The 13,051-nt window shown below is 65.9% G+C and carries 13 protein-coding genes; 2 read left to right on the top strand and 11 right to left on the bottom strand.

Annotated elements, in window-relative coordinates; genetic code table 11:
- Positions 1 to 7: 7 nt before the first annotated feature.
- Positions 8 to 409, bottom strand: a complete 402-nt coding sequence (locus ACFWU2_RS02785; protein WP_378599971.1) for a cobalamin B12-binding domain-containing protein — start codon at positions 407 to 409, stop codon at positions 8 to 10.
- A complete protein-coding gene (locus ACFWU2_RS02780; protein WP_378599967.1) occupies positions 409 to 2,028 on the bottom strand; it encodes a methylmalonyl-CoA mutase family protein in 1,620 nt (539 codons plus the stop codon). Before ACFWU2_RS02780 ends, ACFWU2_RS02785 begins: the two co-directional genes overlap by 1 nt.
- A gap of 44 nt (positions 2,029 to 2,072) precedes the next feature.
- Here ACFWU2_RS02780 and ACFWU2_RS02775 point away from each other — a divergent pair, with 44 nt between their 5' ends.
- Positions 2,073 to 2,906, top strand: a complete 834-nt coding sequence (locus ACFWU2_RS02775; RefSeq protein WP_378599964.1) for an SDR family oxidoreductase — start codon at positions 2,073 to 2,075, stop codon at positions 2,904 to 2,906.
- Between the two features lie 18 nt (positions 2,907 to 2,924).
- Here the strand turns inward: ACFWU2_RS02775 and ACFWU2_RS02770 are convergent, their stop codons facing one another.
- The 4 genes from ACFWU2_RS02770 to fgd form a co-directional block, all read right to left on the bottom strand.
- On the bottom strand, positions 2,925 to 3,560 hold the full coding sequence (locus ACFWU2_RS02770) for a trimeric intracellular cation channel family protein (protein WP_378599961.1): 636 nt from the start codon (positions 3,558 to 3,560) through the stop codon (positions 2,925 to 2,927).
- Between the two features lie 104 nt (positions 3,561 to 3,664).
- Complete coding sequence (locus tag ACFWU2_RS02765) at positions 3,665 to 3,964, bottom strand: WhiB family transcriptional regulator (RefSeq protein ID WP_378599957.1); 300 nt, start codon at positions 3,962 to 3,964, stop codon at positions 3,665 to 3,667.
- A 2-nt stretch (positions 3,965 to 3,966) separates the two neighbouring features.
- Positions 3,967 to 5,616, bottom strand: coding sequence for a glucose-6-phosphate isomerase (gene pgi, locus ACFWU2_RS02760; protein WP_378600280.1), 1,650 nt, complete (start codon positions 5,614 to 5,616; stop codon positions 3,967 to 3,969).
- Positions 5,617 to 5,638: 22 nt separating this feature from the next.
- A complete protein-coding gene (fgd, locus tag ACFWU2_RS02755; RefSeq protein ID WP_378599953.1) occupies positions 5,639 to 6,643 on the bottom strand; it encodes a glucose-6-phosphate dehydrogenase (coenzyme-F420) in 1,005 nt (334 codons plus the stop codon).
- A gap of 310 nt (positions 6,644 to 6,953) precedes the next feature.
- On the opposite strand from fgd, the gene ACFWU2_RS02750 reads away from it, so the two are divergent.
- Positions 6,954 to 7,724: a DeoR/GlpR family DNA-binding transcription regulator gene (locus ACFWU2_RS02750; RefSeq protein ID WP_378599949.1), complete on the top strand. Its 771-nt coding sequence runs from the start codon at positions 6,954 to 6,956 to the stop codon at positions 7,722 to 7,724.
- 118 nt (positions 7,725 to 7,842) lie between these two features.
- Here the strand turns inward: ACFWU2_RS02750 and ACFWU2_RS02745 are convergent, their stop codons facing one another.
- The 5 genes from ACFWU2_RS02745 to ACFWU2_RS02725 all read right to left on the bottom strand — a co-directional run bounded on the left by ACFWU2_RS02745 (position 7,843) and on the right by ACFWU2_RS02725 (position 13,006).
- Complete coding sequence (locus ACFWU2_RS02745) at positions 7,843 to 8,787, bottom strand: Ig-like domain-containing protein (RefSeq protein ID WP_378599944.1); 945 nt, start codon at positions 8,785 to 8,787, stop codon at positions 7,843 to 7,845.
- Positions 8,788 to 8,946: 159 nt separating this feature from the next.
- Positions 8,947 to 10,626, bottom strand: a complete 1,680-nt coding sequence (locus tag ACFWU2_RS02740) for an FAD-dependent oxidoreductase (RefSeq protein WP_378599939.1) — start codon at positions 10,624 to 10,626, stop codon at positions 8,947 to 8,949.
- A gap of 128 nt (positions 10,627 to 10,754) precedes the next feature.
- A complete protein-coding gene (locus tag ACFWU2_RS02735) occupies positions 10,755 to 10,979 on the bottom strand; it encodes a dodecin (RefSeq protein WP_169622896.1) in 225 nt (74 codons plus the stop codon).
- A gap of 126 nt (positions 10,980 to 11,105) precedes the next feature.
- Complete coding sequence (locus ACFWU2_RS02730) at positions 11,106 to 12,317, bottom strand: serine hydrolase domain-containing protein (RefSeq protein WP_378599934.1); 1,212 nt, start codon at positions 12,315 to 12,317, stop codon at positions 11,106 to 11,108.
- Positions 12,318 to 12,475: 158 nt separating this feature from the next.
- Positions 12,476 to 13,006, bottom strand: coding sequence for a DUF6764 family protein (locus ACFWU2_RS02725; RefSeq protein WP_378599929.1), 531 nt, complete (start codon positions 13,004 to 13,006; stop codon positions 12,476 to 12,478).
- Positions 13,007 to 13,051 lie beyond the last annotated feature (45 nt).

Genomic DNA, 13,051 nt, shown 5'->3' with positions numbered 1-13,051 from the left:
CGCGTCGTCACAGCGGCGCAGCCGTGCCCGTCAGTTTCCGGACCTCGTCGACCAGGACATCCAGCGGAGTACTGGTGGGACACACGGCTGCTGCGCCCGCGGCGAGAAGCTTGGGCACATCGCTCTGCGGAATCGTGCCGCCGACGATCACGGCGATATCGCCGGCGTCGGCCGCACGGAGTTGTTCGACGACCTTGGTCGTGAGTGCGACGTGGGCGCCCGAGAGAATGCTGAGGCCCACCACCGCGACGTCTTCCTGCACTGCGATGGAGACGATGTCTTCGACCTTCTGACGGATGCCGGTGTAGATCACTTCGAATCCGGCGTCGCGGAGGGCACGGGCCACGATCTTGGCGCCGCGATCGTGCCCGTCGAGACCGGGCTTGGCAACGAGGATGCGGGCGCCCATCAGAACACCACCGGCTGCTGGAACTCGCCCCAGACGTTCTTGAGCGTGGACACCATTTCTCCGACGGTGCAATACGCGTTGGCGCAGTCGATCAGGCGGTGCATCAAATTCTCGGTTCCTTCCGCAGCGCGGGACAATTCGGCGAGGGTGGTGCGCACGGCCTCGGGGTCACGTTCTGCCTTCACTTTCGCCAGTCGCTCGAGTTGCATCTCGCGTCCCAGCGCATCGAGCTCGTACGTCGAGATCTCCGGCGCGGGCTCGTCGGAGACGAACTTGTTGACGCCGACCACGGGACGCTCGCCGCCTTCGATCTCCTTGTGGGTCTTGTACGCCTCGTCGGCGATCAGACCCTGCAGGTAACCGTCTTCGATCGCACGGACCATGCCGCCGTGCGCTTCGAGGTCGGCCATGATCTCGATGATGCGTTCTTCGGTGGCATCGGTGAGTGCCTCGACGAAGTACGAGCCGCCGAGGGGGTCGGCAACGCGGGTCACGCCGGTTTCGTACGCGAGGATCTGCTGCGTGCGCAGCGCGAGGGTCGCCGATTCCTCGCTGGGGAGGGCGAACGGTTCGTCCCACGCAGCGGTGAACATCGACTGCACGCCGCCGAGCACGGAGGCCATGGATTCGTAGGCGACCCGCACGAGGTTGTTCTGAGCCTGCGGCGCGTAGAGCGACGCACCACCGGCCACGCACCCGAAGCGGAACATCGACGCCTTGTCGGTGGTCGCACCGTAACGCTCGCGGACGATGGTTGCCCACCGCCGGCGTCCGGCGCGGTACTTGGCGATCTCCTCGAAGAAGTCACCGTGGGTGTAGAAGAAGAACGAGATCTGCGGAGCGAACTGCTCGATGGTCATCCGGCCGCGCGCGAGGACGGTGTCGCAGTAGGTGACACCGTCGGCGAGAGTGAATGCCATCTCCTGGACCGCGTTGGCGCCCGCGTCACGGAAGTGCGCGCCTGCCACCGAGATCGCGTTGAAGCGCGGTACCTCGGCTGCACAGAATTCGATGGTGTCGGCGATGAGCCGCAGCGACGGTTCCGGTGGCCAGATCCACGTGCCGCGGGACGCGTACTCCTTGAGGATGTCGTTCTGGATGGTGCCGGTGAGTTTCTCGCGCGGCACCCCCTTGCGCTCGGCGGCGGCGACGTAGAAGGCCAGCAGGATGGCGGCGGTTCCGTTGATGGTGAAGCTCGTGCTGATCTTGTCGAGCGGAATGTCCTCGAACAGGATTTCGGCGTCGGCGAGGGTGTCGACGGCGACGCCGACGCGACCCACCTCCTCACCGACCTCCGGATCGTCGGAGTCGTAACCGCACTGAGTAGGGAGATCGAGCGCGACCGACAGGCCCGTGCCTCCCTGCTCGAGGAGGTAGCGGTACCGCCGGTTGGACTCCTCGGCGGTACCGAATCCGGAGTATTGGCGGAACGTCCACAACCGGCCCCGATAGCCGGTGGCGAAATTGCCGCGGGTGAAGGGGAATTTGCCCGGCGCAGGCGGCTCGGTGCCCCGGTCGTCCGGTCCGTAGACCGGCTCGAGCGGGATACCCGACGAGGTTTCGGTGAAGTCGTTCACGCTGGATACATTACTTGCAGAAAAAGAGAATGCCAATATCATCGCTGAGAACGGAACGGTTTTCACTGATACGACCTGGGAGAACGATGACGAGCCAGAACGCACTCACCGACCGCACCATGGTCATCTCCGGCGCCAGCCGCGGGATCGGCCTCGCGATCGCCACCGCAGCGGCCCGGCAGGGTGCGAACGTGGTCCTGCTCGCCAAGACCGCCGAGCCACACCCCCGGCTGAAGGGCACGGTCCACACCGCTGTCGCCGAGATCGAGGCGGCCGGCGGTAAGGCCGTCGCCGTGGTCGGCGATGTGCGCAAGGAAAGCGACGTCCAGCAGGCCGTCGATGCCGCGGTGGAGCGTTTCGGCGGTATCGACTTCTGTGTCAACAACGCGAGCGCGATCGCCACGGAATCAACGGAACAGCTGTCGGCCAAGAAGTACGACCTCATGCAGGAAATCAACTGCCGCGGCACCTTCCTGCTCACGAAAGCGGCGCTGCCGCACCTGCGGAACTCTCCCAACGCACACGTGCTCACCATCTCCCCGCCACTGAACATGAACCCCTACTGGCTCGGAGCGCACCCCGCCTACACCCTGTCGAAGTACGGGATGTCCTTACTGACGTTGGGTTTCGCAGCCGAGTTCGCCGAGGCCGGCATAGCGGCGAACTGCCTCTGGCCCGAGACGTTCATCGCGACGTCGGCGGTGGCACACATGCCGGACGGTGACGCGCTCCTGTCGTCCTCGCGCAGCCCGGAGATCATGGCCGACGCCGCGGTGGCGATCCTGTCGCGTTCCGCGAAGGACACCACGGGCCGCTGTTTCATCGACGCGGACGTACTCACCGAATCAGGCGTGGCCGATCTGTCCGGCTACGGCGGCGGCGACAACCCGCAGTGGGACCTGTTCCTCGACAAGGACTGACCGACCACCGCGCCGTGCTCACCCCGCGCCGTGTCGGCCGGGTGGGTACGGCGCGTGAAGATCGAAGCGCACGCCGATCATGCGGATCACGAAGCACACCGCCGCCGCGCCGAACGCGACGATAGTGCCCTGATACCCCAAACTGTGTGCAGCCGTGAATATTCCGGCTCCGACCAGGGCCGGAATTGCGTAGAGCTCACTCCGCAGGACGGTGGGCACACGACCGATCATGACGTCACGGATGGTCCCGCCACCCACCGCGGTCACGGCACCGACGAGAACGGCCTGGGTCACCCCGAAACCCAGGTCCAGCGCCTTGTACGCGCCCAGCACTGCGAACACACTCAATCCGATCGCGTCGAATACGGTGATCGTCGCGTTCAGGCGATCGAGCCTGCGGCCGAGGACGAAGGCGACGAGTCCACCGGAAGCCGCGAGGGCGAGATATCGCCAGTCGAGGAAAGTTGCCGGGGGCAGGGCCCCGAGAAGCACGTCGCGGACCGTCCCGCCGCCCAGACCGGTGAACATGCCGAGAGTGACGATCCCGACGATGTCGAGTTTCTCGGCACGCACCGCTGTCAGCGCGCCGTTGAGTGCGAACGCAAATGTCCCGACGAGGTCGAGCACCATCCACACTGGTGTTTCGATCGGCATTGCACGAGATATACCCGGTGTCGCCGGGAGATTCTCCGTTTTCGGCGGACCGGAGGTGTGACGACCGCCCGCCGTCCCGGCGAGCCGGGAGGCACACGCTCGCGCTAGGAGCGGGAGGTGCGCCGTTGCCCGCGTCGCACCCGGGTGCGTTCGTCTTCCGAAAGTCCACCCCAGATACCGTGGCGCTCGCCGGATTCCAGAGCGTATTCCAGGCACTGTTCCCGCACCGCACATTGCCCGCACACCGTCTTCGCAGCGACGAGGCGGTTCTCCCGCGCGGCACCTCGCTCGTTGTCGGGGTGGAAGAACAGCGAACCGTCCACGTCGCGGCACTCGGCATGCATCTGCCATTCCCACGACTCCGCGACGGGCGGCGGCAGCTTGAGCAACTTCAGCGCGGGCACGGTCACACCTCCTTCGCCATACGACGGTATATGCGGATCAGGTTGTCCGTGGACGCATCACCCGACTCCGGCTCACCCACACCCCCCAACACCGGCGACAACACCGACGCCTGCGCCTTCCCCAACTCCACACCCCACTGATCGAACGAATCGACCCCCCACACCACACCCTCCACAAACACCTCATGCTCGTACAACGCAATCAACTGCCCCAACGTCGACGGCGACAACACCGGCGCCAACACCGTCGTCGACGGCCGATCACCCGGCATCACCTTGTGCGCCACCAACTCCTCCGCCACCCCCTCCCCCCGAATCTCCGCCGCCGACTTCCCGAACGCCAACACCTTCGCCTGCGCAAACATGTTCGCCATCAACACCTCATGCATCGACCCCGACCCCTCAGCCACCGGCAGATCATCGGTCGACCGACCGAACCCGATGAAATCCGCCGGCACCAGATGCGTCCCCTGATGCAACAACTGGAAAAACGCATGCTGCCCGTTCGTCCCCGGCTCCCCCCAAAAAATCTCCCCCGTCCGATACGACACCGGCGACCCGTCCACCCGCACCGACTTACCGTTCGACTCCATCGCCAACTGCTGCAAATACGCCGGAAACCGCACCAGATCATTCGCATACGGCAACACCACCCGCGACTGCGCCCCCAGCACCGACGTGTACCACACCCCCAGCAACCCCAACAGCACCGGAACATTGCGCTCGAGCGGCGCCGACAGGAAATGCTCGTCCATCACCCGGAACCCGGCCAGCAACTCGCCGAACCGCTCCCGCCCGATCCCGCACATCACCGCCAACCCGATCGCCGAATCCACCGAATACCGGCCCCCCACCCACTCCCAGAACCCGAACATGTTCACCGGATCGATCCCGAACTCCGCCACCCGCTGCGCATGCGTCGACACCGCCACGAAATGCGACGCCACCGCCTCCTCACCGAGCGCCGCCACCAGCCACCGCCGCGCCGCCGTGGCATTGCACAACGTCTCGAGCGTGGAGAACGTCTTCGACGCCACCACGAACAACGTCGACGCCGGATCCAGCCCCGTCAGCACCCCCGTCAGATCCGCCGGATCGACATTCGAGACGAACCGCACCTGCGGACCGTCGTGATAGTGCCGCAACGCCCGCGTCACCATCACCGGCCCCAGATCCGACCCCCCGATCCCGATGTTGACCACCGTGGTGATCTTCTCCCCGGTCGCCCCGCGCCACCGCCCGTCACGCACCCGATCGGTGAATTCGCCCATCGCATCGAGTACTTCGTGCACATCGGCGACGACGTCCTGCCCGTCGACGACCAACCGAGCCGACCGCGGCAACCGCAACGCGGTGTGCAACACCGCCCGGTCCTCGGTGACGTTGATGTGCTCGCCGGTGAACATCGCATCGCGGGCCGCCTCGATCCCGACTGCCCGGGCGAGATCGAGCAGTAGGTCCATGGTGTGGGCGGTGACCCGGTGTTTGCTGTAGTCGACGACCAGATCCCCGGCGACGGCGGTCATCGCGTCGGCGCGGCCGGGATCAGCGGCGAACATCTCCCGCAGATGCATCCCCTCGAATTCCGCACCGTGCGCGACGAGGGCCTGCCACTCCGGGATTTCCGTCAAGGTTTTTGCTGCCGAGGACATCTCGTTCATTCGTTCCTCCCGGTCAGGCGAGTGCGCGCAAACGCGGCGCCAAATCCCGCTCGAACAACTCCAAAAACCGCCGCTGATCATGACCCGGCGCATGAAACACCAAATGATTCAACCCCGCATCCACATACGCCCGCACCAACTCCACCGCCTCATCCGGATCCGACGCCACAATCCACCGCTTCGCCACCTGCTCGATCGGCAACGCATCCGCCGCCGCCTCCATCTCCACCGGATCATCGATGCTGTGCTTCTGCTCCGCCGACAACGACAACGGCGCCCAAAACCGCGTATTCTCCAGCGCCAACTCCGGATCGGTGTCGTACGAAATCTTGATCTCGATCATCTTGTCGACCCCGGCGACATCGCGCTCGGCCTTCGCCGCACCCTCCGCCACCGCCGGCAACAACTTCTCCGTATACAACTCCATGCCCTTACCCGACGTACAGATGAACCCATCCCCCGCCCGACCCGCATACCGCGCCACCACCGGACCACCCGCCGCCACATACACCGGAATCCCACCCTCGGGCACGTCATAAATCGACGCCCCCTTCGTCGAATAGAACTCCCCCTCGAAATCCACCCGATCCCCACCCCACAACTGCCGCATCAACGCCACCGACTCCCGCAACCGCGCAAACCGCTCCTTGAACTCCGGCCACTCCCCCGCATAACCGGTCGCGATCTCGTTGAGCGCCTCCCCCGTCCCCACCCCCAAAAACACCCGCCCCGGATACAAACACCCCATCGTCGCGAACGCCTGCGCAATCACCGCCGGGTTGTACCGAAACGTCGGAGTCAACACCGACGTCCCCAACTGCAACCGCTCCGTCCGCTCCCCCACCGCAGTCATCCACGCCAACGAAAACGGCGCATGCCCACCGTTGTGCCGCCACGGCTGGAAATGATCCGACACCGTCGCCGAATCCATCCCGTGCGCCTCCGCGAGCACCCCGAGTTCGACCAGCTCACGCGGCCCGAACTGCTCCGCCGACGCCTTGTATCCCAACTTCAGCATGTCCGTCCGCCTCCACATCGACATCGCCTCGCCACAGAGGAGGGCATCGTCGACCCGGCGCCCGGAGCCTCGGCGGCCCTGGTGATGCTCACTATGATCACGCAAATTCGCGCATATACTGCACGAAATAATGCACATTTCCGGGTGTTTGTGTCAATATCTGTGCGCACGCAGGTGTGGGTGCGCTATCGTCGTGCGATCGTTCCGCACAACCGAATCCGCGTGATCCCACCGCGGGAATCCCACATGCACAACAAGAACGGCGCAGACCGAACCGCGCAGCACCCCAGCAGAATCCGGAGGAGTATTCGTGTCCGCGAGTGCACGGCGACGTGAGATCTTCCACCGACTGATGGCCGATGGCTATATCGACGCGAAAACGCTCGCCGGCGACCTGGGGGTCGACACGTCCACGATCCGGCGGGACCTCGACGCGCTCGCCCGCGAAGGAAAGGTCGAACGCACCCACGGCGGTGCACGCCCGGTGGAGGGTGCCGGGCCCGAGGTGCCCTACGCGGTGAAGAAGGACGTACGACGGGCCGAGAAGGCGGCGATCGCCGCCGTTGCAGCGGCCATGGTCTCGGACGGGGACAGCGTGGTCCTCGACAGCGGATCCACCACCTATGAAGTGGCTGTGGCGCTGCGTCGTCGCTCGTCACTCACCGTAATCACCAACGATCTGCGGATTGCCAAGTACGTGGCGAGCTTTCCGGAAGTACGGCTACTCGTCACCGGCGGCGAACTGCTCGGTTCGGTCTTCACTCTCGTCGGCGAGCACGCCGTCCGGTTCATGTCGTCGTACTCGGCGGATTGGGCGTTCCTCGGTGCCGACGCCATCGATCCGATCGCGGGCATCACTAACACCAACACGCTCGAGGTTCCGATCAAGAGGGCCTTGATCCAGGCTGCGGCGCGGACCGTGCTCGTCGCCGACCATTCGAAATTCGGGCACCGTGCGCTTGCGAAAGTTGCTGCGGTCGAGGACATCGACACGCTCGTGTCGGATTCCGGACTGGCCGCCGACCAGCGCGATGCCTACGGGCCGACGCTCGTCATCGCCGAACCGCTTTCGCCCGCCTGACCACCGGGGTTCCGGAAACGACACGAAAGCCCGACGCCCCCTGCACTTCCGGACCGTAGACGGTGCCGGAAGGAGGGGGCGTCGGACGAAATGCGTACAGACGAAAACTCGGTGGAACTTAGAGGTTCCAGTCTCCGAGGCCGTCCCAGCCGTTGAGGGTGCCGCCGGCCGTGTTCTGCACGATCACGGGGTCACCCTTCTTGGAATTCTCGAAGAACCACTTGCCGTCCTCGGTACTCACATTGAGGCAACCGTGGCTGACATTCGTGTTGCCCTGTGCATCCACCGACCACGGCGCGGCGTGCAGGAAGATGCCGCTGTTGGACATGCGGGTCGCGTACTCGACGTACGTGCGGTAGCCCTCCGGGCTGTCGACGGGCACCCCGTAGGTCGAGGAGTCCATGTACATGTCGCGGAACTTGTCACCGACGATGTAGGTGCCGTTGGGAGTGTCGTGGCCGGGCTTGCCGAACGACGTCGGCATCGTCCGCACGACCTCTCCGTTACGGGTGACCGTGATCGTCTTGGTGTTGTTGTCCGCCACCGTGACAAGGGCGTCACCGATCGTGAACGACGACCGGGTGTCACCGGCCGCGACGGTGACCGACGTGTTCGCCGGCCAGAACTCGAACGGCTTCCAGCGCACCTGGCTGTCGGATGCCCAGTAGAAATGACCGTCGACCGGCGGCTGGGAGGTGATGCGGATGGCACGTTCGGCGGCGGCGCGGTCGCCGACGGCCTCGTTGAAACGAATGATGATCGGCTGCGCGACACCGACCGTCTCACCGTTCGACGGGTTCACCGACGGGGCCGAGAACGGAGCGGGCTGCTCGGGCAGCAACTGCGGCGGCAACTGGGGCGCCCCCGGCCCCTGCGGGACGACGCTCCGGATGACATCCTCGACACTCGGTACTTCCGGCCCACCCGGCCACAACGGCACTGCGGCGGCGGGGCCGGCAGCGGTGAGGGCGACTGCGGCGGCACCGGCGAATGCGATCGCTACGCGCGCGGACCGGCGTCCAGCCCGGCGGCGACGGTTCGACAAGACATGCTTTTCGACCATTCCACAACCCATCGTTGGACGGTGCGTCGTGACACCTATTTCCCCGTCGCGACGCTTTCGTTACTTCTCATTAGACACGCGCGAACTCGACCCGGGCAATTCGGGTACAGATAGAACCCGCATCGCCCCAGGTCAGGCGCTTGTGGATTGTTGACGCATTCAAGAACCGGTTCGCGATGCCGCGAGCAATTCCTCCACCGAGACGAATTTGAGACGAGACCGGCCGGCCGCCGATCCACGCGACTTCTCCTGCTTGTCGATCTGCTGCCACCCGCGGTAATCGACGAACTCGGGCCGCCGCTCGGCGACGAGGGTCGCAAGCTTCTCGCGATCGGCGACGGGTTCGGGCAGCTTTCCGGCGATGAAGTCGTCGAGGATCTGCTCGACGGTCTCGTTGGAGCACTGCTTGTTGGTGCCGATGACGCCGCTCGGCCCGCGCTTGATCCATCCGGCGGTGTAGACACCCGGCACCGGCTCATCGGTCTCGGGATCGACGACGCGACCGAGGTGGTTCGGGAGCACTCCTCGGCGCTCGTCGAACGGCACGCCCTTGACGGGGGTGCCCCGGTACCCGATCGAACGCAGCACCAGTCCGGCGCCGAGCGTGTCGGTGTTGCCCGTAGGCCGGGCTTCGAGGCGTCCGTCGACCTCGACCAGTTCGTTGCGTTCGAGGGTGATCGACGTGACGGCGTCGTCCCCGGTGATCTCGACGGGCGATGCGAGGTACCGAAGGACGATCCGCTTGTTACCGGGCGTCGGGCTCGTCTTCGCATACTCGCCGACCTGCCGGACCTTGAGTGCGATGCGGGGTTCGACGTCGGGGTCGTCCACGAGGGCGCGGCTCGCGGGGTCGAGTTCGAGTTCAGCAGGATCGACCATCACGTCGACGCCTTCGAGGCCGCCGAGGGCGAGCAGTTCCGGGTTCGTGTAGGCCGCCTGCGCGGGACCGCGCCGGCCCACGACCACCACTTCCTGGATCGCGGAGTTGCGCAACGCTTCGACGGCGTGCTCGGCCATGTCGGTGCGGGCGAGTTCGTCCGGGTTCATCACGAGAGCACGCGCGACGTCGAGGGCCACGTTGCCGTTGCCGATGATGACCGCGCGTTCGCCGGAGAGGTCGAATGTGCGGTGGGCATAGTCGGGGTGGCCGTTGTACCAGGCGACGAACTCGGTGGCAGCGAACGAGCCGGGCAGATCTTCACCGGGAACGCCGAGGCGCCGATCGCTGGACGCGCCGACGGCGTAGAGCACGGCGTGGTGATGCGCGAGCAGTTCCTCGTGGGTGATGTGCGTACCCACCTCGACGTTGAAGTAGCACTGGGTGTTCTTGTGGCCGATGGCGCTCCGGAAGACGTTGGCAATGCCTTTGGTGCTCTGGTGGTCCGGCGCGACGCCGGCCCGGACCAGGCCGAACGGCGTCGGAAGCCGATCGAAGATGTCGACCTGCACGGCCGAATGCGAAGTCAGTTCCTGTGCGGCGTAGCACGCCGCAGGCCCGGACCCGACGATCGCGACCCGCAGCGTTCCGAGGTCGGCAGGGATCTTGCGGCGCGGCCGCAGCTCCGGCCAGTCCGGTCCGATCGGGTAACGCCGGTAGTACTCGGCGTTGATTTCGAGGTACGGCTCCTGGGCGGGGGTGAGCTCGTTGTCGGCCGCGATGGCATCGACCGGGCACTCGTCGACGCACGCCCCGCAGTCGATGCACGTATCGGGATCGATGTAGAGCATCTCCGTCGTAGCGAACGGCGCTTCGTCGGGCGTGGGATGGATGCAGTTGACCGGGCAGACTTCGACGCACGAGACGTCGTTGCAACATGCCTGGGTGATCACATAAGCCACAGTGGATACCTGCCTGAAAGTGCCGGTGGGGTACGACGATCGGGTCCCAGACTATAACACGTTACAACTCTGGTCGAGAACGCCGTTATCGTCACTCTAGCAGGGCATTTCAGTGCTCGAGAATGACCTCAACGCGCCAACTCGTCTCCCGACTCTATCCTGAATCCGATCTTGAGCGTCACTTGGGTATGAGCGACCTTTCCGTCGTCGATGTGACCCCGCACATTGACCATTTCGAACCATTCCAGATGCCGCGTCTTCTCCGCCGCCCGCGCCACCGCTTTCGCGATCGCGTCGTCCACCCCGGTGGTCGACGAGCCGACCACTTCGATCACTCGATAGACGTGGTTCATTCCAACGCTCCTTGGCATCGCCACCGAACACCGGTCCGTGTCCTGGTCGGATACTCCCGCCCACGGTGGGTCCGCGTGCCCGAATCCGCGAAAATGGCCGGACATCGACCGGAGCGCGCTGCGGTGTCAGGCCAGGCGAGCCAGGTCGCGTGCGAGGGCGCCGAGCCGAGCCAGGCGCAGGTCGCCGAGGGGCATCGCGCCGACGCCGAGACGGTTGGTGACGAATGCGAGCGACATTCCCGAATCCAGATCGGCGAATGCTCCGGAACCACCGACCCCGTAGTGACCGAACGCGCCGCGCGGGCGCTCGCGGCTGGCGAATATCGGCTGGTGGTAGCCGAGACGCCACGCCATCGGCACACCCAGCACGTAGTCGCGGCTCCGCGACCGCACCTCGTCCATCGCGGCAATGGTCGACGGATCGAGGAACTTCACTCCGTCGATCGTGCCGCCACCCGCGATCGCGCCGTACATACGAGCGAGCGAACGGGCGGTGAATACGCCGTTCCAGCCCGGCATCACCGAATCGTGCACCGCCGGATCGCGAACGAGTTCGTCGAAGCCCGCAGGCATTGCCGCCTCGACCAGTCCCCGCGTCGGCGCGACCCGTGACAGGACGGAGGCACTGACACCCCAGTCGAGACCCACCGGATTGATCCGCGGGAACAATCGTGCGATGCGGCCGCGCTCGTCGTGCGGGACCCGGTACCAGAAGTCCTCACACCCGAGGGGCTGCGCGATCTCACGGTCGACGACTTCGGTGAACGGCAACCCGGTTACGCGCTGGACGATTTCGGCGACCAGCCAGCCATAGGTCACCGCGTGGTAACCCGAACCCGACGTTCTCCGACGGTCGGGGGTGGCCGCAGCAAGCGCGGCGACGGTCGCGTCGTAGTCGAGAATGCCCCTTTTCCCTGGGACGAGCCCACGGACGCGGTGCAGTCCGGCCCGATGCGTCATGACATCTGCGACGGTGAGAGATCCCTTGCCGCCGGCCGCGAACTCGGGCCAGTACTGCGCGACCGGGGCGAAATAGTCGATCAGTCCGCGTTCGGCGAGACGGTGCACGACGGTGGATGCGACGCCTTTGCCCGTCGAGAAGGACAGCGCCATCGTGTCCTGCGTCCACCGGCGCGTGCGGTCCGCCCAGCCCGCCCAGACGTCGAGGACCTTCTCGCCGTGCAGGTAGGCGGTGAGGGCTCCACCGCCGTGGTGAGGTTGTGTGTACAGCGCGAAGAACCTGTCGGCCAACGGGAGGAACCGCGGATCGACATGCATCGCGGTCCGCAACAGGTGGTCGTCGTGCCCCTCCGCGGCAAGCACCGCTCCGGTCGTCATCGACACCCTCCCCTCGACATGTGCCGAAGGCTACGTGCGGACGACAGTGAACGGAAGGGTTTCCGTACAGGCTGTCTGTATTCCCAATCCGGTGCCGCCGGCGCGCGGCCCGCGGGCGCGAACTACGGACGTGGCAACACGACCCGGTGCCCGTGGAATCAGCGGGCGGTCGGGGTCACGTAGCGAAAGGCACCGGCCACGACGCACCCCGACCCGGTCCCGAAGTTGATCGTCGCGGCCAACTCACCCTCACACAACACCGGATCGTCGGCGTCACCGACGAAAGCCTGGGATCGAGGACCCGTCACGACGAGGGCGGTGCCGGGCTCGTCCAGCAAACCCAGCGCGAGGGACTCGAATCCGTATCCGACTGCGAGGAGTCGTCCGCCACGGCTCTCGCCTGCACCGACCCCACCGGCGAACCCTGCGGCCCCGACCGTCGCGCCGGCGCCGGCATCCGCGAATCCGACGCCGGACTCACCGAGGCTCCAGGCACTGCCCGTCCCGTCGGTGGTCGCCCCACAGGCCGCGGGGCCGTCGACCCGAGTCACCTCCGCCGGGCCTCCCGGCGGTGCCGCGCATGTGGTGGCGGCGAGCGCGGATCCCGGAACGACGAGACCTGCCCCCACGACGGCGGCGCCGATCACACCGGCACCGAACAGCCGACCCGACATCCACGTGCGAGACACAGTGGCGATCCTCCCGAGACTCCGGCGAACAGGTTTCCGGCCAGT

It is taken from the genome of Rhodococcus sp. NPDC058639 (genome assembly GCF_042717545.1).
In the GTDB taxonomy this organism is placed as follows: Bacteria; Actinomycetota; Actinomycetes; order Mycobacteriales; family Mycobacteriaceae; genus Rhodococcus.
This window is presented reverse-complemented; position numbering and strand designations above follow the sequence as displayed.